Origin of the sequence: Thalassoroseus pseudoceratinae (genome assembly GCF_011634775.1) — a bacterium.
Lineage (GTDB): Bacteria > Planctomycetota > Planctomycetia > Planctomycetales > Planctomycetaceae > Thalassoroseus > Thalassoroseus pseudoceratinae.
Map to the genome: position 1 here is coordinate 1,092,860 of NZ_JAALXT010000001.1, position 21,920 is coordinate 1,114,779.

General features: G+C 53.8%; 17 protein-coding genes and 1 pseudogene. 14 read left to right on the forward strand and 4 right to left on the reverse strand.

Translation table 11 applies throughout. The features are described from left to right. Window positions 1–27: 27 nt before the first annotated feature. The 8 genes and pseudogenes from G6R38_RS04070 to G6R38_RS04100 all read left to right on the forward strand — a co-directional run bounded on the left by G6R38_RS04070 (window position 28) and on the right by G6R38_RS04100 (window position 9,267). Window positions 28–813, forward strand: a complete 786-nt coding sequence (locus tag G6R38_RS04070) for an energy-coupling factor ABC transporter ATP-binding protein (protein WP_166820380.1) — start codon at window positions 28–30, stop codon at window positions 811–813. 265 nt (window positions 814–1,078) lie between these two features. Then, complete coding sequence (locus G6R38_RS04075; protein ID WP_166820381.1) at window positions 1,079–3,793, forward strand: hybrid sensor histidine kinase/response regulator; 2,715 nt, start codon at window positions 1,079–1,081, stop codon at window positions 3,791–3,793. Further along, window positions 3,790–4,266, forward strand: coding sequence for a chemotaxis protein CheW (locus G6R38_RS04080; RefSeq protein WP_166820382.1), 477 nt, complete (start codon window positions 3,790–3,792; stop codon window positions 4,264–4,266). The genes G6R38_RS04075 and G6R38_RS04080 overlap by 4 nt, the downstream gene beginning before the upstream one ends. 5 nt (window positions 4,267–4,271) lie before the next feature. Continuing rightward, window positions 4,272–6,758 (forward strand): methyl-accepting chemotaxis protein, encoded by a 2,487-nt coding sequence (locus G6R38_RS04085; RefSeq protein WP_166820383.1) that lies wholly within the window; start codon window positions 4,272–4,274, stop codon window positions 6,756–6,758. 132 nt (window positions 6,759–6,890) lie between these two features. Then, window positions 6,891–7,259, forward strand: coding sequence for a response regulator (locus G6R38_RS04090; protein WP_166820384.1), 369 nt, complete (start codon window positions 6,891–6,893; stop codon window positions 7,257–7,259). A gap of 291 nt (window positions 7,260–7,550) precedes the next feature. Further along, window positions 7,551–7,700 (forward strand): annotated as a pseudogene (locus tag G6R38_RS27970) (hypothetical protein); the annotation flags it as partial. Between the two features lie 51 nt (window positions 7,701–7,751). Then, complete coding sequence (locus tag G6R38_RS04095; protein ID WP_240928082.1) at window positions 7,752–8,381, forward strand: CheR family methyltransferase; 630 nt, start codon at window positions 7,752–7,754, stop codon at window positions 8,379–8,381. 391 nt (window positions 8,382–8,772) lie between these two features. After that, window positions 8,773–9,267, forward strand: coding sequence for a chemotaxis protein CheX (locus G6R38_RS04100; protein ID WP_166820386.1), 495 nt, complete (start codon window positions 8,773–8,775; stop codon window positions 9,265–9,267). Between the two features lie 184 nt (window positions 9,268–9,451). Here the strand turns inward: G6R38_RS04100 and G6R38_RS04105 are convergent, their stop codons facing one another. Further along, entirely contained in the window at window positions 9,452–11,080 is a 1,629-nt protein-coding gene (locus G6R38_RS04105; RefSeq protein WP_166820387.1) for a flotillin family protein, read from the reverse strand. Window positions 11,081–11,151: 71 nt separating this feature from the next. Continuing rightward, entirely contained in the window at window positions 11,152–11,796 is a 645-nt protein-coding gene (locus tag G6R38_RS04110; RefSeq protein ID WP_166820388.1) for a hypothetical protein, read from the reverse strand. A gap of 240 nt (window positions 11,797–12,036) precedes the next feature. On the opposite strand from G6R38_RS04110, the gene G6R38_RS04115 reads away from it, so the two are divergent. The 3 genes from G6R38_RS04115 to G6R38_RS04125 are packed head-to-tail and all read left to right on the forward strand — an operon-like array spanning window position 12,037 to window position 14,326. Beyond that, window positions 12,037–13,179 carry a DegT/DnrJ/EryC1/StrS family aminotransferase gene (locus G6R38_RS04115; protein ID WP_166820389.1) on the forward strand — a complete coding sequence of 381 codons (1,143 nt, stop codon included), beginning with the start codon at window positions 12,037–12,039 and terminating at the stop codon, window positions 13,177–13,179. Window positions 13,180–13,239: 60 nt separating this feature from the next. Continuing rightward, window positions 13,240–13,674: a hypothetical protein gene (locus G6R38_RS04120; protein ID WP_166820390.1), complete on the forward strand. Its 435-nt coding sequence runs from the start codon at window positions 13,240–13,242 to the stop codon at window positions 13,672–13,674. 55 nt (window positions 13,675–13,729) lie between these two features. Then, a complete protein-coding gene (locus G6R38_RS04125; protein ID WP_166820391.1) occupies window positions 13,730–14,326 on the forward strand; it encodes an amino acid kinase family protein in 597 nt (198 codons plus the stop codon). Here G6R38_RS04125 and G6R38_RS04130 read toward each other — a convergent pair. Then, the gene (locus G6R38_RS04130) at window positions 14,309–14,623 is read right to left on the reverse strand and encodes a hypothetical protein (RefSeq protein ID WP_166820392.1); all 315 of its coding nucleotides are present in this window, start codon (window positions 14,621–14,623) and stop codon (window positions 14,309–14,311) included. The genes G6R38_RS04125 and G6R38_RS04130 overlap by 18 nt on opposite strands. 42 nt (window positions 14,624–14,665) lie before the next feature. Continuing rightward, window positions 14,666–15,688, reverse strand: a complete 1,023-nt coding sequence (locus tag G6R38_RS04135) for a 3'(2'),5'-bisphosphate nucleotidase (protein ID WP_240928059.1) — start codon at window positions 15,686–15,688, stop codon at window positions 14,666–14,668. A gap of 406 nt (window positions 15,689–16,094) precedes the next feature. Here G6R38_RS04135 and G6R38_RS04140 point away from each other — a divergent pair, with 406 nt between their 5' ends. The 3 genes from G6R38_RS04140 to G6R38_RS04150 all read left to right on the forward strand — a co-directional run bounded on the left by G6R38_RS04140 (window position 16,095) and on the right by G6R38_RS04150 (window position 21,882). Further along, window positions 16,095–16,403, forward strand: coding sequence for a hypothetical protein (locus G6R38_RS04140; protein ID WP_166820393.1), 309 nt, complete (start codon window positions 16,095–16,097; stop codon window positions 16,401–16,403). Between the two features lie 201 nt (window positions 16,404–16,604). Continuing rightward, complete coding sequence (locus G6R38_RS04145) at window positions 16,605–19,532, forward strand: serine/threonine-protein kinase (RefSeq protein WP_166820394.1); 2,928 nt, start codon at window positions 16,605–16,607, stop codon at window positions 19,530–19,532. Between the two features lie 193 nt (window positions 19,533–19,725). Beyond that, window positions 19,726–21,882 carry a PSD1 and planctomycete cytochrome C domain-containing protein gene (locus G6R38_RS04150; RefSeq protein WP_166820395.1) on the forward strand — a complete coding sequence of 719 codons (2,157 nt, stop codon included), beginning with the start codon at window positions 19,726–19,728 and terminating at the stop codon, window positions 21,880–21,882. Window positions 21,883–21,920: the final 38 nt, after the last annotated feature.

Sequence of the window (21,920 nt, forward strand, 5' to 3'; positions counted from 1 at the left end):
CGCTAGACCACCGAGTGTTACCACCGCATGACCGGTCCCTCCTCAGATACTTCACCCACACCGGCCCCCGCCGTATGTGTGAGTGAACTTTCTTTCCGTTATGCCGGTGGACCGCCGACTCTGCGGGAGATCAGTTTCGTTTTGCAACCTGGCGAACGCGTTGGGTTGGTCGGACCGAGCGGTGCGGGCAAATCGACGTTGCTGATGCATTTGAACGGGTTATTGCCGCGGACTCATGCGACCGGTACTGGAACTGTCTCGGTCTCCATTCATGGACAGCCAGTCAACCGTGACACACTGCCATCGGTACGTCAGCAAGTTGGTTTCCTGTTCCAAGACCCCGATGATCAATTATTCTGCCCAACTGTGGCCGAGGATGTCGCGTTTGGGCCGCTAAACCTGGGTTTATCAAAGGAAGAGGTCCACGAGCGTGTGCGTGTGAGTCTGGAACAAGTGGGACTTGCGGGCTTCGAACGCCGGAGCACAATGAGGCTGAGTGATGGCGAACGCAAACGCGTCGGCTTGGCAGGGGTGTTGGCATGTCAGCCGTCGATTCTGGTACTCGATGAACCGACGAGCAATCTCGATCCACGAGCGCGTCGCTCTCTGATCTCACATTTAGATGCGTATGCGGGAACCCAACTAATTGCCACTCACGATTTGGACTTCGTCGTTCTACACTGCTCCCGGGTTCTAATTTTGGATGCGGGCGAAATTCACGCCGACGGTCCCACGCATCGCGTTCTGCGTAACGCCGCCCTGATGGAGCAACATGGTTTGGAAGTTCCACTACGCTTGGCTATCGGCCCCTAGTTGACGCTGTCGTGGTCAACGAGCACACCCGCCCGAGCACGTATTTCTCAGAGTGCAAATTCGTTCTCAGATTCTGAGCGAAAACCAGCGAAAAGCGACTTTTTCGCCGTACTTCCCCGAAGTATTCGTCAGTGTCTGCCCATGACCCGTATCTCCCGCAAATCCTCAAGAAAACCTAGTCAAGCTGGATACATTTTCAGCCGAAAATAGATAGAGCGACACGTTCGCGACCTGTTTTTGGTACGCCGAAAAGGATCTCTCCAGCATGACCGATGACATTGTAAAAGAGTTTCTTGCAGAAAGCTGGGAGAACCTAGGGCAACTCGATTCTGAGATCGTTCAACTCGAAAAACGCCCCACCGATACCGACCTGATCGCGAGCATTTTCCGAACGATTCACACCATCAAAGGCACCTGCGGTTTTCTTGGGTTGCCGAAGTTGGAAAGCGTGGCTCACTCCGCGGAGAACGTCCTCGGGCAGATGCGAAGCCGAGCATTGCCCGTCACGCCGGATGCGATTTCCCTCGTGCTCGAAGCCGTCGATCGCACGAAGGAACTGCTGGATTCGATCGAGATGACCGGAGCCGAGGATGACGGCGATGACAAGCGTCTGATTCATAAGCTCGACTTGTTGGCATCAGTTCCTCAATCATTCTCAAAGCCGGAAACTCCGGAACCAGCCACTGCCGACACGCCGGAGGCTCCGGAATTGGCCACACCGGAACCAGACGAGCCGGAAAACTCCGTCGATACCGAACCGGCGCCGATAGACGCACCAATCCCAACGCCAGACCCCGAACCGGTCAACGCCGCCGCTGCGGTGCCCTCAGCCAATCCAGAGCCAACGCCCGGACCGAGTGCCCCACCGAAACCAAGTGAACCAGCGAATAAACCGGCTCCTTCAAAGGAACAACAGTCGAAAGGTTGGGACGAAACGGCACGCACGTCGGAACTTTCCATTCGAATTGATGTGCAAGTGTTGGACCACCTCATGAACCTCGTCGGGGAATTGGTTCTGACTCGTAACCAGCTCCTGCAACTCACACGAGGCGATGAGGAATCTCGATATGCCACTCCCGTGGCTCAACTCAACCGCGTGACCACTCATTTGCAAGAAGGAGTGATGAAAACGCGGATGCAGCCAATTGGCAATGCGTGGAATAAACTTCCGCGGTTGGTTCGTGACTTGGCGAACGTCACGGAAAAGCAGATTGACCTCGAACTCTACGGTGCCGAGACGGAGTTGGATCGTACGGTTCTCGATGCCATCAAAGATCCGCTCACGCATATGGTGCGGAATTCCGCTGATCACGGGATTGAATCGCCACAGGAACGTGAACAACTCGGCAAACCCGAAACCGGTCGCATTCACCTCAAAGCGTACCATGAGGGCGGTCACGTCATCATCCGAATTGATGACGATGGACGCGGAATCGCGGTCGACAAAGTCCGGGAAAAAGCCATCCGGCAGGGACTCATTTCCGAAGCCGACGCCGAACTCCGCAGCGAAGCGGACTTGATGCAGTTCATCTTTCATCCCGGTTTTTCGACCGCCGAGAAGATTAGTTCGGTGTCCGGACGCGGGGTGGGAATGGACGTGGTCAAGACGCAGATCGAGAAAATCGGCGGGACCATCGAACTGACGTCACAAGCCGGTCGAGGCACGACCATCAAAATCAAAATTCCGCTGACGCTCGCGATTATATCGGCATTGATCGTGGAAGCCGGGGGGGAAAGTTTTGCGATTCCGCAACTCGGTGTCGTGGAATTGGTGCGATTGTCCTCATCCGATCTGCGGAAGATCGAACGAATTCGAAACCACGAGTTCTACCGCCTCCGCGATCGGCTGCTGCCGTTGATTCCGCTCCACGAAATTGTCGGACTTGAAGACGGTCACCGATCGACCGAGGAAGCCAATATCGCCGTTGTTCAGGTCGGAGAAGACCAATTTGGCATTCTTGTTTCTCAGGTCTTCGATACTGAAGAAATTGTCGTAAAGCCGGTTGGCTCCCTTCTCAAACACATCGATATTTATCAGGGCACAACCATTCTGGGTGATGGCCGCGTCATCATGATTCTGGATATCGCCGGAATCGCGAATCAAAACGGTGGGCTGCCGTCCAACGACAACCTCAATCACGAACTCTCCGACTCTCACGGTCCCGAACCAACGAACGTCCTTCTGTTTAATGCCGGTGACAATCGCACGATGGGTGTGCCGTTGTCTCTCGTTGCACGTCTGGAAGAAATTCCCAAAGAACAAATCGAAACGGCCGGTCGCAGGAAGGTTGTGCAATACCGCGATCAACTTCTGCCGCTGTTGACCATCGATGGCACATCCAGCGTGGAGAGCAGCACGAACATTCAACCCGTTATTGTCTTCAGTGAAGGCAATAATTCGATGGGCCTGATGGTGCAGGGCATTCGCGACATCATCGAAGAACGCCTCACGATGCACATGAATGCCAATCAACCCGGTGTCCTCGGCACAGCAATTCTTGGTGGGCAAGCTGTCGATGTCATCGATACCCACTACTACATCAACCAGGCCAACCCCGAATGGTACGCCGACGTCAAGCGGAAATCGCTTCCGAGAGTGCTTGTGGTCGATGATTCCATCTTCTTCCGTCAGCTCATCACAACCACCTTAGAGTCTCAGGGGTACGAAGTGGTGGCGTGCGGAGCAGGGGATGATGCCATCGGGCGGATCGATCGTGGGGAGCGGTTCCAGATCATCGTGAGCGATCTTGAAATGCCTTCAATGGATGGATTCCAGTTTGCGAATGCTTGTCGAGTCCGACCGGAACTCAAGTCAACGAAACTGATCGCAATGACGGCTCTTCAAGAAACCGACTTGGAGAATCGAGCCAAAGACGCGGGGTACGATGCTACGCTGCGAAAGTTTGACCCCACCGCACTCGTCTCGACGATTCGCCGTCTCTGCGAAACTCAGGGCAGCCAGGAAAGGATCTCTGCATGACGACTACCGCTCCAACAGTACCGTCGAGCAATACCACGTCGCATGTCTCACAACAGTATGTGACTTTCCGGGTCGCCGACGATTTATACGGCGTCCCAGTTACTGTGGTTCAAGAAGTGCTCAATCCACAAAGAATCGCCAAGACTCCCAAAGCGCCGCCGGACATCGCGGGATTGCTCAACTTACGTGGGCAAATCGTGACGGCTGTCGATCTTCGCACGTACTTCGATCTTGCCCCTCTCGAGGGAGACAAGGAACCAATGAACGTTGTGGTTCGCTACCGCGACGAATGGTTCAGTCTTCTCGTCGATGAAGTTGGCGAAGTTGTCGATGTGGGCAAGACACGCATGGACCCCGTTCCACACTCGCTTGCCGCATCCCGACGCGGTGTGCTGCGAGGTGTGCTACGCCTGGAAGACGCACTGCTTGTCGTGCTGGATATCTCTTGCATTCTCGATCGGCGAAAGGGCTAGTATTCATGGGATTGGCCGTCGGTCTACTACGAGATTCCTTCGCACTTTTGCGTGGGCAACTCGATCACATCACAAAACTTTTTTACGAACGGTTGTTCGAGCAACAACCGACGTTAATGCCGTTGTTCGCGGGGGCTGATCTCATCGATCAACGCCAGAAACTCGGGCAAGCGTTGGTTTTGATCGTCCGTTGGCTCGACCAACCCGAAGCGCTCGAACGGTACTTGGGTGACCTCGGCGTTCGCCACATGCAGTGGGGAGTTTCGGACGACGACTACGCCGATGTCGGCAGCGTTCTGCTGGAAGTGCTAGCCGATGTTGCCGGCGACCATTGGAACGCCGAGCTACAAAACGCCTGGTCCGAAGCTTACACCGCTGTCGCAGACACGATGATTGCAGCGGCTCACTCCCAGCTTACCGCTGCCAAGACCGTTCCAGAAACCGTACACAACTCGTCGGGTCACGAATCTCACCCGACCTCCGAAATCGCCCCTCCCTCTCTCGACTGGACTTCCGAATCTATGACTCCATCTCAAATCGATTCCGCAATGAATGCTGCCGCTGGTTCATCGACTCAACAAACCAACACAAGTTTGATGGCGTTGGCGTTGGAACAATCGACGACGCCCACGATCATTTTCGATGCGGACGGGGCTGTTCTCTGCTTCAACACTGCCAGCGAGAAACTATTTCAATCACTTTCAGCGGAACTCGATGTTCGCACGGAAACGCTCCGTCACGGTTCCTGGTCGCTGATACGAGAAACAATGCCAGGTCTTCGGGAACACGTGAATTCCGACCGTTCAAGCACGGTCCATTCGCAAATTGGTCAACGCCACTTCGACGTCTCGGTGGTCAACCTACACGATTCCAACGGTCGCCCCACGGGCCGAATGCTGACACTGCAAGAAACCACTCAGCAAGTCGAACTCAGCGAAAAAACGGTGGATCTGGAAGGCCAGATCGAAGCTGTCAGCCGCACGCAGGCCGTGATTCAGTTCGACCTGGACGGAACCATCCTGACCGCCAATGACAATTTCTTGAGCGTCTTGGGTTATCGGTTGAACGAAATCCAAGGACAGCACCACGAAATGTTCGTCGACCAAGCATACCGAGTTTCCGCGGAGTACCGGCAGTTCTGGGAACGACTCCGAAACGGGGAATCCTTCGCTGGTGAATTCAAGCGGATCACAAAAGCCGGCGAAGTGATTTGGATCTCTGCAAGCTACAATCCCATCCATGATGCGACTGGCAAACTGTGCAAGGTCGTCAAGTTCGCAACCGATGTCACAGCTCTCGTCGAGAGTCGGAAGGAAGCTAGCCGAATCAAATCGGCCATCGAACAAATGCCCATCAACGTCATGCTGGCGGGCAAAGACCTCCAGCTCAACTACATCAACACCGCCACTCGGAAAAAACTGCAAGAACTGCAGCACCTCCTTCCCAAACCAGTCGACGAGCTCGTTGGCAATTCAATTGACATCTTCCACAAACAACCGGAGATGCAACGACGATTGCTTGCTGACCCTTCCAACTTGCCACACCGTGCAAAGGTCAAATTGGGGCCGGAGACTTTGGACTTGCTCGTCTCTGCGGTCTACGACGAAGACGGTGAATACGTCGGCCCAATGGTGACTTGGTCAGTCCTCACGCAACAAGTGCAACTCGCCGACGACTTCGAACGTGATGTCAAAGGGGTTGCCTCATCGATTACAGAAGCGTCCAACGCACTCCACACCAACTTCCAATCGATGGCGGAAACATCCGAGGAAACCTCACAGAAAGCGGAAGTTGCCGCAGCCGCAGGTGAGCAAGCCTCGAAAAACGTTGAAACCGTCGCTGCAGCCGCTGAAGAACTGAGCCAGTCGATCGATGAAATTGCTCGCCACGTGCAAGAAGCATCGCGAATGACTGAACAAGCGGTTTCCGAAAGCAACCGAACAAACGCATCGATCAATGAGCTCGAAGGAGCGAGCAAGCAAATCGGTGAAGTGATCAAGGTCATCACCTCGATCGCACAACAAACCAACTTGCTCGCTTTAAACGCAACGATCGAAGCAGCTCGTGCAGGCGAAGCTGGAAAAGGCTTCGCTGTGGTCGCCAACGAAGTCAAGGAACTCGCCCGCCAAACCGCGAAAGCGACCGAAGAAATTAGCCACAAGATCGCAGCTATTCAGACGAGTAGCGGTGAAGCCATCGGGGCAATCACTTCAATCGGCGAATCGATTCGACGCATCAATGAGATCTCCACGACCATCGCTGGCGCGGTCGAGGAACAAACCGCCGCTACCAGTGAAATCTCTCGGAACGTCGCTGAAGCCGCTCGTGGCACAGCGGAGGTCAGCAGCAGTATTACCGTGGTCGCAAGTGCCGCCGAGGAAAGCGGGCGTCGCGTCAGTGAAATGCAAAAAGTCGCCCAACAGGTGAATGATCAGTCGGGAACCCTCAACAACGTCGCAGACGAATTCCTCGCAAAGCTCCGTATCAACTAGACAGTCTCTCAGTGCGAGACCTAGTCTGATTTCGATGCCACAACTGATGAATTGCGATGACCGACAACAATCAACTCTAGCGCAATACATAAATACTCAAACTCCCCTAACGCATGTAGATTGGAAACGCCAATGGCAACCGTCTTGCTAGTCGACGATGCGCGTACAGTGCGATCGATCTGTCGACGAATCATGGAATCCATGGACTACACCGTTCTAGAGGCAGAAAATGGTCAAGTCGCCTTGGATCTCGTGCATAGTCACCCCGAGATCGAACTCATTCTGCTTGACTGGAACATGCCCGTCATGGATGGTCTCACATTCCTAAAGGCTGTTCGCGCCGAGTCGCTCGTCCAACAACCGAAGATTGTGATGTGTACGACTGAGGCTGAGTTCACACAGATCGCGACTGCAATCCAAGCAGGAGCGGATGAATATGTTATGAAGCCTTTCACAGAAGACGTTATTCGCGAGAAAGTGGAAGCAGCAATCGCGTTGTAGTCCCTACGAATACGAGAACACACGGCTTAGCTTGATGAAGGCCATAGGCCGCCAACGGCATTCAGATTAGCCAAACTAGCCATCGTGTATACGTCGCGTTTTGAACGAGGCGAGACTGAATGCTGCCATCGATCAACCACACGCAGTTTCACAACCGTATGTGTCCCGGCGAATCCCTTCGCCAGCAAGATGGCAGCCGATTCTGCTGGTTCGCGAACAAGCAGTCACTGCGGTCGGTACTTCATACTCCACAGCGGATATTCTTCGCACAGAACGACTCCAGGTTTGTCCATGACACCACAAGATTTTGACTTCCTGTCCTGTTGGCTTCGTGAACAGTCTGGATTGACTCTCCCTAAAGGGAAGGAGTACCTCGCTAAATCGAGACTACTCCCGCTTGCACAAAGTGAAGGCCTGGCAGACATCTCTGCATTGGTTAAGGAATTGCGCCGTTCCTCAACATCGCCATTAGCAACCGCCGTTGTTGAGGCGATGACCACAAACGAATCTCTGTTCTTTCGGGACAAGAAACCGTTTGACGATCTCAAAGACACATTGATCCCTGAAATCATCCAGGACCGAGCAACTCATCGACACATCCGAATTTGGTGTGCAGCATGTTCGACGGGTCAGGAACCGTATTCGCTTTTGATGATGCTAGCCGAGAACTTTGCGCAATTGGATAGTTGGCGAGTCGAGGTCGTTGCAACCGATCTTGACAGCAAGGCACTCGAACGAGCCAAGAACGGTCTGTACTCGCAAATGGAGGTTCAACGCGGCCTACCAATCCAACTCTTACTAAAGTACTTCCGACAGGTTGACACGAGTTGGCAGGTCATTGACGAACTGCGTCACCAAGTCACTTGGAAGCAGTGGAATCTGCTAGACTCATTTGCGGGCTTAGGACAGTTCGATTTAATCCTTTGCCGCAACGTGCTGATCTACTTCGACGAGTCCCTTAAACGCGAAATCTTTCAAAAGCTGACAAAGAGCCTGCGAGATAATGGCCCACTCATTCTAGGTGCCGCGGAAACTGTCATCGGGCTTTCCAAAGACTTCGCACGTGACACGCGTTGCAGGTCATCCGTTTACCGGTTCCGCAATCAGCCGAGTGCGCTTTAGTGAACACTAGCAACGACATCCAGCAGTCGAGTTAACAAGACTAAACCTGCCCCCCACCTAGCCCCGCCACACACTCGAACAAACGCAAGATGCCATCTCATCATTAGATGACACCTTTGCGTCCCTCACGACCCGTACAACGCACAATCTCTAGTCGACAAATTGTTTTCTTGTTCACTCCTGGATCTCGACTATACAACACCATCACAGTCGCCGATATAAGTGTATACAGAACCCTCCGCACCAACAAGCTCATATCGGGAATGTGCTAGCCCGGCCGGAATCAACAGCTGGCTTATCTGAACGTATTTGTTGAAATATAAACAGTCCTTGTGCTCGCTTTCACGGATACCTGTGTTCGTGCCAAGTTACCTTTTCTAGGCAGTCGCCCATGCCGATGAGAACCTTCAACACAGAACTAACAACGAATGCGACGAACCCGTTCATTTCCGCGACAAAACAGACCTTCTCGACGATGCTGAATTGCGTTCCAGAACGCGAGTCGTTGACATTCAAGGCTAATGGATCGGGACCACCACCATACGAAGTCAGCGCGATCATCAATGTGACGGGGTCAGCAGATGGGCTCGTGTTGCTTAGCATGCCAGTCCGCACTTCGCTAAACATCGTGTCGCGAATACTGCGTACGAAGGCTGAATCATTAAATGACGAAGTCATCGATGCTGTTGGCGAAGTCACGAACATTATTTGCGGGGCGGCTAAGGTTCAGATGGAGGAACTGCAGTTGCAAATCGACATTCCGACTGTTGTTGTCGGTCGAAATCGAGTGATACGCTACCCAGGCCAGATTACTCCGCTATCTGCGGGGTTCTCATCCGAGATTGGAGAGTTCGCGTTAGAATTCGGATTTCACCGCAGTGAGTAAATCTCAACTTTCGAGTTTTGCCCCCTGCTAACGTCACCGTTGCCGAAGAATTGATTCAAAAACGAATAAGGTTTCCGATATCTTCGCGAATCATTGTGTATCAAAAGAAAGAGCCATCGAACCTCATTGCTGAGTGGTCGATGGCTCTTTTTCGTTAGTACATGACTGTAACGACAACTAGGGACTAGGTTACCTCGGTGCTAGCTGCGTGGGATTCCTTCCCGTTCTTGGTGCTAGCGGCGACTTTCTCCTCTTCGGCTTCGGCGAATTTTGCTAGGTATTCCGGCATTTCCACTCCACCAATATCTTTCATGACTTGCATCATTGGGGGTAGCGTGCGGGACATATTCTGCAGGAAGTTGCTAGTCATATTCCCGCCATTAGGGTCAGAACCGTTCCCACCGTTATCCCAAACGATGATCTTATCGAACTTGATATTCGAAATCGCTTCGGCACTTTTCGCGGCAAGTGTATCGAGGTGTTCCAGCATCATTAGCTGGAATGCCTGCTGAGAACCACCACAGGCGGCGACGATCTCTTTGAGACCCTGACCTTTCTTGGCCAGTTTCTCGTACTCCCCACGAGCTTCCGCATCAAGCCGTGCGAAGATGGCGGCAGCTTCGGCTTCGGCGTCGAGTTTTCTCTTCTCGGCGGCGGCTTCAGCTTCGACGATGGTCTTCGCTTTCATCGCTTTTGCGGGAGCTTCCATCTCGGCCCGCCGTTCGGCTTCGATTCGTTCCGCTTCCGCGAGTGCTGCTTTTGCCATCGCGCGGTGTTGGGCCTCTTCGACAGCAGCGGCCGCCTCGCGTTTTCGAGTCTCACCGATTTCATACGCTTCGGCTTGGCGGACATTCAAAGTTGCATTGGCATCGGCGACCTTCGCTTTCGATTCCGTTTCCCCTTCAATCGCGGCAGCATCAGCTTGAGCCACTGCAATACGCTTTTCACGTTGGGCATCTGCCACAGCGGTATCACGCTCGAAGTTGGCACGTTGCTCAGCGACTTCCTGTTCCTTGTTCAACTCCGCGACTCGAACGGCTTGAGCCCGAGACGCTTCCCGCATCCCGATCTCTTTGGTCTTGTTCGCATCGGCGACTTGGACATATTTGTCACGGTCGGCGGCGGCAACTCGGATTTCCCCGAGTTTCTCTTGCTCGGCGACATCAGCACGTGCGTTCTGCACAGCTTCGGCGGCGGCCCGTTGTCCGATGGCTTCAATGTAGCCAGATTCATCGGTGATGTCGGTGATATTCACGTTGATCAGCACCAGGCCGATCTTCTCTAATTCCGGCTCGAGGTTTTGATGGATATTCGCCAAGAAGGCATCGCGGTCACGGTTGATGTCCTCGATCCGCATGGACGCAATCACTTGACGGAGTTGCCCGAAGATGATGTCTTCAGCTTGCTTCTTGATATCGATGGTTTTCAGACCGAGCAAACGAACGGCGGCGTTCTGCATGACTTCCGGTTCGGTACCAATGGCAACGGTGAACACGCTCGGCACGTTGACGCGAATGTTTTCGTGCGACAACGCATCTTGCAAAGGGACTTCAATCTGAATCGGTTCGAGTGAGAGATAGTCGTAGTCTTGCACAATCGGCAGAATGAACGCCCCACCACCGTGCACGGTCTTCGCACTTTTCCCCGCACCGACGCTACCGTAAATCACCAAGATGGCGTTACTGGGACAACGGCGATAGCGTTTCGCCAGAAAGAGAAACAAGCTGGTCAGAATGATGAAACCAACCAAACCAATGCCATAAGGCGACGCTAACATATCCACCAGATCGGCGGCAAACAATAACGGAGACATGAGCAGACTTTCCGAAATGGAGGAGAGAGGTGTATTCTTATAGCTCAAAGGGTTGGTCCCGACGGGATGAACTACGCGCCCCGTCGCGAGACTTCGATCAGTTTGTCATTCAAGACATTCGTGACGATCACCGGTGTGCCGGTTGGAAGTTCTTGGTCTTGCGCGGTAACGGCTTGGAACTCGACTGTTCGATCACCAACTAGCACGGTCACCCGGCCTTGCCCTTGGGAATCCGCGGGCACTTTAACGTAGACTCGGCCGGTCATTCCCATCGTTTGCTCGATGTGAATCGTGCCATCGGTCGCTAAGCCGTAGAACGTGTTCATCAGCCAGCCCACCAAGAACAACACGGCGATTCCAGCCGCTGTCGCCATCGAGAAGGCGAGGGCGGGGTCGTATTCCCGCGAAGCCGCAATTCCAGTGAGACCAAAGATCGCCATCGAGGCGACCAGTGCTCGAAAACTCAAGAGGCTTGCAAATCGAATTCCATCATGATGACCGTCCTGTGTATCGCCAACATGACTACTATCATCGAGCCCCTCATGATCTATCTCAATGTCATCAAAGCCGTCATGGTCAAGACCGCCGGTCTCCAAACCGCCTTCGTGATCAAGTCCGCCGTCGTGGTCACCTCCAATCCCTAGCAAAGAGAGAAGGAACTGACCGAACAACATCGTGCCAGCCAGAATTGCACACCAACGATAGAATTCTTCCATAGGGAACCTCGGCGCGTTTTCGACCACATCCACTGAGTCAACCGAATGATTTTCAACTGTGGGAATGGTCACTCAAAATGAGGTGGGTGTCAAAAAAATTCCGACTCGGGGACTTAAGAATATTGTGAAGAGTTGAACGACGACGTTCCCATGAACGTTAATTTCGATTAAATGGATCTTTGAATTCCAGAAAGATTCAAGTTATCCAATTCGTGTTCTTTTTGAGCCTAAATCCAAGCGATGTCAGAACGACCCGCAATTTTAGGTGGCGAGCCGATCCGTCCGCAGGGACCGCCGGAATGGCCGCCACGAAACCCAGCCATTCGGGACGCCTTGTTGTCAGCATGGCAGGACGGAAGTTGGGGACGTTACGACGGACGCCATTGCAGGGAATTGATCGAGCAACTCGCGGAACACCATCAGACCGAGCATGTGATTCTTTGCAGCAGTGGAACGGTTGCCGTCGAGTTAGCGTTGCGAGGTGTTGGAGTTGGTTCTGGTGACGACGTTTTGCTGGCGGCTTATGACTTCAAAGCGAACTTTCAGAACGTACTCACGATTGGTGCGAACCCGCTGCTGCATGACATTCGGCATGACGATTGGCAATTCGACGTCCAAAGCCTTGAATGCATCGAAATGCCCCAATCAACGGCGGTGTTGGTATCCCATCTGCATGGTGGTGTTGTCGACATGCCGGCATTGAGACGGTGGGCCGATCGCCAAAAAATCAAGGTCATCGAAGATGCCTGCCAAATGCCAGGAGCCCAATTGTTCGGTCGAACGGCGGGAACTTGGGGGGATGTTGGCGTGATCAGTTTTGGAGGTAGCAAGACGCTCTCAGCAGGGCGGGGCGGGGCGGTGCTCACCAATGACGCCACGATCGCACAGCGAACCCGTCTTTACACGCAACGTGGCAACAACGCCTATCCGCTTTCCGAGTTGCAAGCGGCCGTCCTTTTGCCACAGTTGCGATCACTCGACCACAATCGTCAGCGTCGTCTCGACAACGCGAACACGTTGCGGGAATCGTTTGCGACGAGTTCGGGTCTGCGAGCCTTCAAGTTAAAAGCAGACTGCGAACCCGACTACTACAAGTTGGGAATTCAATACGATCCCGAGACTTTCGGTGGGTTGTCGCGTGATCGTTTTTCCGCTGCAATGCGAGCTGAGGGAATTGCGATGGATCCCGGCTTTCGAAGTCTGCATCGAATTCACAGTCGGCGACGGTTCCGCACGGTCGGCGATCTCCCAGAGGCCGATCGAGCGGACACCAATGTGTTAGTTTTGCACCACCCCGTGTTGCTCGAAGACAACGCTGCGTTGCAAGAAATCATCTCAGCCACCGAGCGAATCCGCGAATTCGCTGGCGAAATTGCCAAATGATGGAATGGCATTCCGTTTGCGATGTAGTTTGGCCAACCAAGACTCATCGGAGAAGCCAACATGCAAGCGGCAGGACTAGGTGGAGTGGGTGTGAGCATCGGCGGTGCAACGGGAATGAGTGCCGCGTCCGGCGTATCAATGCCTTCAGCGGGGACGCAAACAGTCTCGGCGACATCACAACCGAACACGGCCGCTCAAACGTCCCGGCCACCGGAAACAGTCGCGGAACTCAACGAACGCATCGATCCCGGTCGGATGCAGGAATTGATGGAGCAACTCGAAGGATTCTCATCCGCCGAAATCATTATTGCTCTCATGATGATGTCTCGATCAAAAGACGATGAGCAGAAGTCAGGTGGTTCCGATCTGCTCGCCGGTCTGCTGATCTCGCAATCGTTTCTCGGAATGAATTCCGCGTCGTCGAACTCCTCCAATATGGTCTCGCCGGTGTCTTCGGCCGGACATGTGGGTGGCCAGCTCGACATCAGTCTGTAACTCTGCTCAAATCGCGTCTGACTTCATGATGTGATCAATTTGGCTGGGAATGCCCATGAGCAAACCGATTTGGGTATGGAAACTCGGCGGAAGTTTGCTGAATTTAGATGACATTCCCCGACGTTTGGATCAGGCCGTTGCGTCGTTTCCCCATCGACCACTGTTGGTCGTTGGTGGCGGTTCGATTGCGGATGCGGTTCGCGATTGGGACAAACGCTTTCAGATCGGTGAGGACCAATCGCACGTGCTTGCGCTCCGAGCGATGGAGCTCAATGCACACCTGATGACAACGATCTGGCCAAGAGGATTGCTTGTGACGGATCGATCGGCTGCGGACTCAGCGTGGCGGAATGACCGCGTTCCGATCTTGCAAACGCGATTATTCTTGGATGACGAAGAACGCCGTGACGCCGCTGGCTTACCGTCGATTCTTCCTTTGCCCCACACTTGGGAGGCCACCAGCGATACCATTGCCGCGTGGATCACACTGCGATGGCCGGCCGACGGGTTGATGCTGTTGAAATCAATTGATCGCCCGCTCAACGACTTGGGCGATGCGGTCGATCCGGCGTTTTCCCGTTTCGTCGATCACATTCCGAGCCTGAAATGGCTGAATCTTCGCACTTATTATCTGTCAACGCACAGATTCTAATCGAATGTGTTGCACCTCGTGTTCAAGCAACCATTCCAAGAAGATTTCCTGCTCCTCGCTCAATTCGAGTTCGGTGCGGTTCTCGCTGTCGAGGATAGAAACCACACGCAGCACTCCGTCATCGTACGCCTGCTGAGCATCTTCCCGCCGGACCCAATACTCGCCGTTGTTCAGTTTGTCTGGCGCATCAAACATGCCCGCGGGAGTCGCAAAGTGAATCACGTCCGTGCGGAACCGATCCGGCATTTTCATCGCGGGAGTCTCAGGCCGATCGACTGAATGAACCAAAACGGACATGGGAAGGTATTTCCGAAGAGAATTTGGAGCCAAACTCGGCGATTATTTGTTGGATTTCGGTTTGGTTTGCTGGATCGCCGCAATGACTTTCTCGTGGTGATGACCTGTCGTTACGACCACGCCCTGATTTGTCGCCAACTCCATTCCGTGCGTGAAATCGAGGGGTTTGCCGTCAATGTCTGTAACGGTCCCCCCCGCTTCCTGCACGACGAGTACACCACCGGCGTGATCCCAGATCTTCTCACGATAGCCGGGACGGGTCGGCAGACGCAAATAAATATCCGCATCGCCTCGCGCGACGGCGGCGTACTTTGCTTGGCTATCCATGCGAACGGGATCGGCGACGATGCCTAAAGTCTCGGCAATTTGTGCGGACCAATCATGTTTGCTGTGACCACTTTCGACCGATTCGCAAAATTGCGATTGAGTCAAATCACTCGTTTCACGAACGCGGATTGGCTGTGGGGAACCATTCTCATCCGTGTGCTGACAGCTCGCGCCACGTCCACTAACCGCCGAGAAAATCACGCCGGATTGGCCATCCGCAGTTTTGAGATTCGGACAGCCCAACACCGCAACCGTCGGCATTCCCTCAACAATCAATGCCAGCGACACCGCGTATTGCTCGCCTCGGAGAAACCCTTTCGTCCCGTCGATCGGGTCGAGCGTCCAAAACCGATTGCAGTAACTTTGCGAGTTCCCTTGGTCAATCCAACGGTAGATATCGTTGACTGTTCCTTGGATTCCCGCGCGTGTCAACTCTTGTTCGATTCGATCTAGGAACGGCTTTTGCTCTGGTTCTTTGAGAGCGGCGGAATCTTCCTCCGCAACGATTGGATCAGCGGGAAATGCCAGACCCAATGAACGGCAGATCACCGCTTGACTTGCAAAGTCTGCAATGGTGACAGGACTTTTATCCCGTTTCTCCATCGCTTCAGGAGTCACCTGTGCCTGGACATATTCACAAACTGACATAGCCTGGCGAACCGCGTCGATACCGACTGCCAACTCGGCTTCATACATGTCGAATCCACGAGCTTCGGAATGGTCAATATTTTCAGTCATGAAACAGTCTAGGTTGGACGATTCGAGATTCACACCGAACATTTGATCGTACGAACGGTAGCGATCCTAGGCTTGTCGGTCAATTTCAAAAATTCCACCGAAAATTTCACAGTTCGTTCAAAACGATTTCGTTTTTTCCGTCAATATTTCCATGGAAAGGAATCCAGACAACTCCTCATTCTGTATGCCACTCAGTTCTATGAGGGCATTGCCGAACATTCGTTTCACGTCTTTGACTGGCATTTGAACCGATTCGAATTGCACTGTTTGCGGTGGGTGATGGCATATGTTGCAATCACGCTTCCGCCACCGGTCCAATTGGGATGATCGCACAAAGCAACTCAAAGCAGAATTCCATCAATATCATCCAGACTTCTGTTCAAAGTCTCAGTAGCGAGGAACTGTGATGTCGAACGACCGACTTGAAAACATGACGTTGCGAGAAAAATACAAAGCCGCTGACGTCATCGTTCGCGAACTGATTGAACACGTCGAACTGGGATTCCTGCCAAAAGTGCAGGGACTGGAACGTTTAGTGGAACCTCAGGAGGCGTCTGGCGTCTATCGTTTGCAGGAGAACGCTGCGACCGACCGAACCATTCGTGACGAAGTGGGTGTGGTTCTTGAAAGTGAATTATTTACGGACGACGTCTTTGATCGACTGCGGGCACTTTTGGAATCCATCAACGGGGATGTCTCGGAAATCTTGAAATAACGGCATCGCCGAAACAGACCGAAAATTTCCTGAATTATTCAAGACGCTTGGTCGATGAGGAACGCTTGTTCTGAGGGTTTTTCTTTGACTGATGACAGGACCGATGGATAAAATACGCATCTTGTGGAACGGACTCCTCAACCCATCTGGGGCTCGAGATATTTCATGAGCCAGTACAGAACACCTGAACAATCATCCCAAATGACTCAATCTCCGGGGCCAACTCCCGACGAGGCCGGTTCGCCGTTTGCCTTTCCGTTGCTGCCTGGAGCGACACGTCACACGGAAACTGTCATCAATCTCGAAGGACGAGGTGACGATTCTTCCGACAAACCGCAAAGCTCATCTGACGTTCGCAACGAGCCTGATCTCTGGAACCGTTTGTTCCCGGTGCTGAATCCGGATGGTTCGTCGATTTCCGAAACCGAACCTGCTGGCCCGGAAGGTGTGGAACTCGGGCATTTTGTGGTCAAGGAACGGATCGGGATTGGCGGCATGGGAGCCGTCTTCCGAGCATTGGACACGCGGCTTCAACGCGTCGTGGCTCTGAAAGTTCTTGGCCCGAGTCAATCGCGGGATGAGTCCGCCGTCCGCCGTTTTCAAAACGAAGCCCGATCGGCCGCCCGACTTGATCACGACAACATTGCCCGTGTGCACTATTTCGGAGAAGACAAGGGGCTGCATTTCATCGCCTTCGAATACATTCGGGGGATGAACCTGCGAGATCTAATCACTCGGCATGGTCCGTTGCATCCGGCAGAGGCGGTTAACTACACGCTTCAAATTGCGACAGCGTTGAAGCATACCTGTGAGGCGGGTGTTGTTCATCGCGACATCAAGCCGTCTAACATCATTATTACGTCCAACGGTCGAGCAAAGTTGGTCGACTTGGGTTTAGCGCGGAAGGAAGCAGCCGACTCTCTGGGTGATATTACTCTCGCCGGCACAACACTCGGAACATTCGACTACATCTCTCCCGAGCAGGCTCAAGATCCGCGTTCCGTCGACATTCGTAGCGACATTTACTCGCTCGGTTGCACGCTGTACCACCTCTTGACGGGATCCCCCCCGTACCCGGAAGGCACAGTGCTGCAGAAATTACTCGACCATCAGGGCAAGGAACCCCCGGACCCCGCTAATCGAAATCGGCATGTGCCCACGGAGTTGTCGCAAATCGTCAAAAAGATGATGGCGACAAAGCCTAAGAACCGTTACGCAACACCAGATGATTTGCTTGTCGATCTCGGCCACTTGGCTCGGGCGTTTGGTCTGCAAGCCGTCGACCCCGAAAGTTACGTTTGGACGATTCCCGAAGTCCAACAAGAACGCTTCTGGGAACGGCATTTTGGTTGGATCGCCACAATCGGCCTCCTGTTTGCCATCGTGATCGGCATCGAGCGGTTTCCGAAATGGACCGCTCCAATTGCGTCACAAACTGATCGGGTCGCATCAAACACGACACGCACGGAGCCTGCTACAGGCTTGGATGGTGGACAAGTTATTCCACCAGACTCTCGCAGCAACGCGGTTGGGACACCCCCAATCGAAGATGAAGGCGAACTCACGCCGGAAGAAACGCTGTCGTCCGTGACATCCGAAAGCCCATTTCTGGACGTGGAATTATCCGAGTCTCAACCGTCGACGGATTCGTCCTCGGACCTTCCAAAACCGTTGATGAAACCAGACGTCGCCACATCGCCGGAATTTCCGTTTGAGGGAATCGAACCTCTGTTGAAGCCAACGGGTTCAAACGTTCCCAGTCCGTTGAGACCAACGGAAACTGCTGCAACACCGGCCCCGAAAACACAGCAAGAGACAACCGACGTTGTGGCGATGACACCTGCCAAAACCCAAGTGTCGACCTCACTGCCTTCCAAAGAGTCAGAAAAATCAAAGACCAATTCCCCGGCAACGAAAGTGACACCGGTCGGGCAGCTGCGACCGTACACCATTCTTCGAGCCGATGGTTCTTCCTCGGAAACCAAACCCACGCTCGAAGCCGCATGTGCCGCCGCGAACGACGGCGACATCATCGAGATTCGTACATCCGGAACGCTTCCCGAACAGATCCGGAAACCGATCCTCATTAAAGGGAAGAAACTCGCCATCCGTGCCGCCGAGGATTCCCGCCCGTGGCTGGAGTACTACATCGACGACACGGACGGAGTGACCGAACAAACACGGTTGATTGAACTGGTCGATGCTTCCATTGATTTGATCAACATCGATCTCCGTTTTGACACGGCCACGCAACTCGGTGCGAATACGGATTGGGCTGTGATCTCGCTGCAAGGTAGTGGCCAAGTTCGTTTGGATCGCGTGTCGATCACCGTCGAAAATTTGGGGAACGTGGATTGCACGGCCATCGAGTTGCTCGAAGCCCCCGTGAGAACCGGGGTCGACATGGGCATGAAGCGAACTGGCGGGGAATCACGACCGGAATTCAGCATCGAAATCGTGGATAGCCTGATCCGCGGGGGGTGCGATGTCATTACGGCCCATCACACGAACCCAGGCCGGGTCAACCTCGAACGGTCCGCGATCGTCGTTGAAGGGGCCGCCTACGCATCGATCGGAAATCTTGAGCTACTCGATGAATCTGCCCGCGTGGAATTGCGAATGGTACACGTAACGGCGGTCACGAATTCCCTCATTCGGTTTGACGCTGGCACCACACCTCGTGACCTGCTTCCAATCGACGTTCCAACCGCCCGAGACAACATCTTCGCTACCAACACCAGCAATCCGTTGGTCGTGGTCGAGGGAGCCGTGAGTTCCGACCGTTATGAACAACTACTGCAATGGAACGGGCAGCGAAACTTCTATCATGGTTACGAAATGTTTTGGTCCGGCGACGCTGCCGATTTTGTCTCTCGCGATTTTGAAATGTGGAAACGCACCTGGACGCAATCGACGGCGGGACGAGAAATCGGTGCTCAGAATGGCGAATTCGAGTGGAGCGGTATGTGGGATCGCATGGAATCGTCCTCGGTCGCTCCGGCTGATCTGACGCTAGACGATCAAACTCTCGGCAACCCTGCGATCTCTGGAGCCACTGACGGCACGAACGTCGGTGCCCCGTTGCAATCTCTGCCAGCTCCACCGAGTTTTCCAGCAGAAATCCGCTAAAGAGACACAACCGCCTTCTGCGTCTGGGGTGGACGCAGGAGGAACTTGGTTTCAGGTTACGGGGAAACAAAACCTGTGTTCGTCGCTGCACAGTCGTTTTTCCCCGATTGCGTTTCCCACGCATCAACGACCTGATATACTTTGGAGTGAAGATCGCTGCTCCCGCCCTCACTCCAACCCATGATATCCCGCCATGTTGGACTTTTCGGTTCCGCGACAGTTTGCTTGCGTTGGCTTGATTCTTGGAATCACTCTTTCACCGTGCTTTGCGGATGATGCTGGTTTGGAGTTCTTCGAACGCAAGATTCGTCCGGTGTTGGTCGAGAAGTGTTACGCCTGCCACTCGGCGAAAGCGGCCGCGGACGGGGAATTGAAAGGGAGCTTGCGGCTCGACACACGACAGGCCCTTCTTGTGGGTGGAGATTCCGGTCCGGCGATTGTTCCGAAGAAACCGGATGAGAGCCCGTTAATCGAAGCACTCGATTACACGACCTACGAGATGCCACCAAGTGGACCGTTGGGCGAGCAAGTCGTGTCGGACTTTCGCAAGTGGATCGAAATGGGTGCGCCGGACCCGCGAGACGGTGGCAAAGTCGATCCCGTTGCCAAGAACGAAATCAACTTTGATGCCGCTCGAGAGTTTTGGTCGTTTCAACCTCCAACGCGGCACACTGAACCGGTCGTCCAACACAAATCTTGGATTGAACGTCCAATCGACGCCTTCGTTCTGCGACGGATGGAAGATGCAGGATTGTCACCCAGCGATACCGCGGAGCGTCGGACGTGGTTGCGACGAGTCACTTTCGATCTGACCGGACTTCCACCGTCACCGCAGGACGTCGAACGATTTCTCAAGGATCACTCCGCCGATGCCAAGTCGCGTGTGGTCGAACGCTTGTTGGCCTCCCCACAGTACGGCGAACACTGGGCGAAGATGTGGTTGGACTTGATGCGATACGCAGAAGATCAAGCTCACATCGTCGGCAACAACCGATCCCTATGCTACCCCAACGCGTATCTGTATCGGGATTGGGTCATCGAAGCCCTCAACGATGATGTCCCGTACGATCGTTTCATCAAACTTCAACTCGCCGCCGATCTGCTGGAACCCGATGACGACCGCAATCATGTGGCATTGGGCTTCATCGGATTAGGGCCGAAGTACTATCGTCGCAATTCGCTGGAAGTGATGGCCGATGAGTGGGAAGACCGGGTGGATGTCGTCGGTCGCGGTTTGCTCGGTCTAACCGTTGCGTGTGCACGCTGCCACGATCATAAATACGACCCCATCGAGACCGAAGATTATTACGCACTCGCGGGAGTCTTTGCCAGCACAAGAATGCTGAACCGTCCGCTGAAGAACGCGAAAAAATCCGAGAAGAGCAAGCAGGCGAAGAGTCCCGATGACTCCATGCACATCATCGCGGATGCCCCGACCAAAGACTTGAATGTCTTCATTCGGGGAGACGTCAAAAAGAAGGGCCCCACAGTTCCGCGGCGGTTCTTGCAGATTCTCGACCCCGAAGCCAAGCCGTTTGCGTCACAGAGCGGCCGTCTGGAATTGGCGGAAGCCATTGCCGATCCGAACAACCCATTAACTGCGCGTGTCATCGTCAATCGTATTTGGGCTCGTCACTTCGGGACCCCGATTGTCGATACTCCGAGTAACTTCGGAAAACTCGGATCGGAACCATCACACCCACAATTGCTCGACGACTTGGCCACGCGATTCGTGGAACATGGCTGGTCGTTGAAATGGTTGCATCGCGAGATCACACTTTCAGCGACCTATGGTCAATCGAGCCTGGGAACCGAAAAGTCTCTCGAAGTGGACCCGGCGAATGTCTATCTCTCCCGGATGCCGAGACAGCGGCTGAGTATCGAACAATGGCGAGACGCGATTCTATCCATCTCCGGAAAACTCGAACCGCAAGTTGGTGGAACGTCGATTGACCCGCAGGATCCCACGGCCGCTCGCCGAACGGTCTACAGTGAAATCAGCCGGTTGGAACTGAATTCGATGTTGGCGTTGTTCGGGCACCCTGATCCGAACACGCACAGCGAACGTCGAATTCAAACCACGACGCCGCTGCAAAAACTGTTCGTGCTCAACAGTCCGTTCATGGTCGCCCAGGCTGAGGCGTTTGCACAACGACTGATCGACAATCGAAAAGACCTCGATTCTCAACTTGATCTCGCGTACCGACTCTGCTTCAACCGACTACCGCACGAAGCCGAACGGTCGCTCGCCAAACAGTTCCTGCAAAGTGACGAGGACGACGCCGTCGGACGGTGGACGCAGTACGCTCAAATCTTGTTTGCTTCAAATGAACTGCAATTCGTCGACTAACACCGCCCGACGATGAGGGAAACGCGTTGAAATCAATT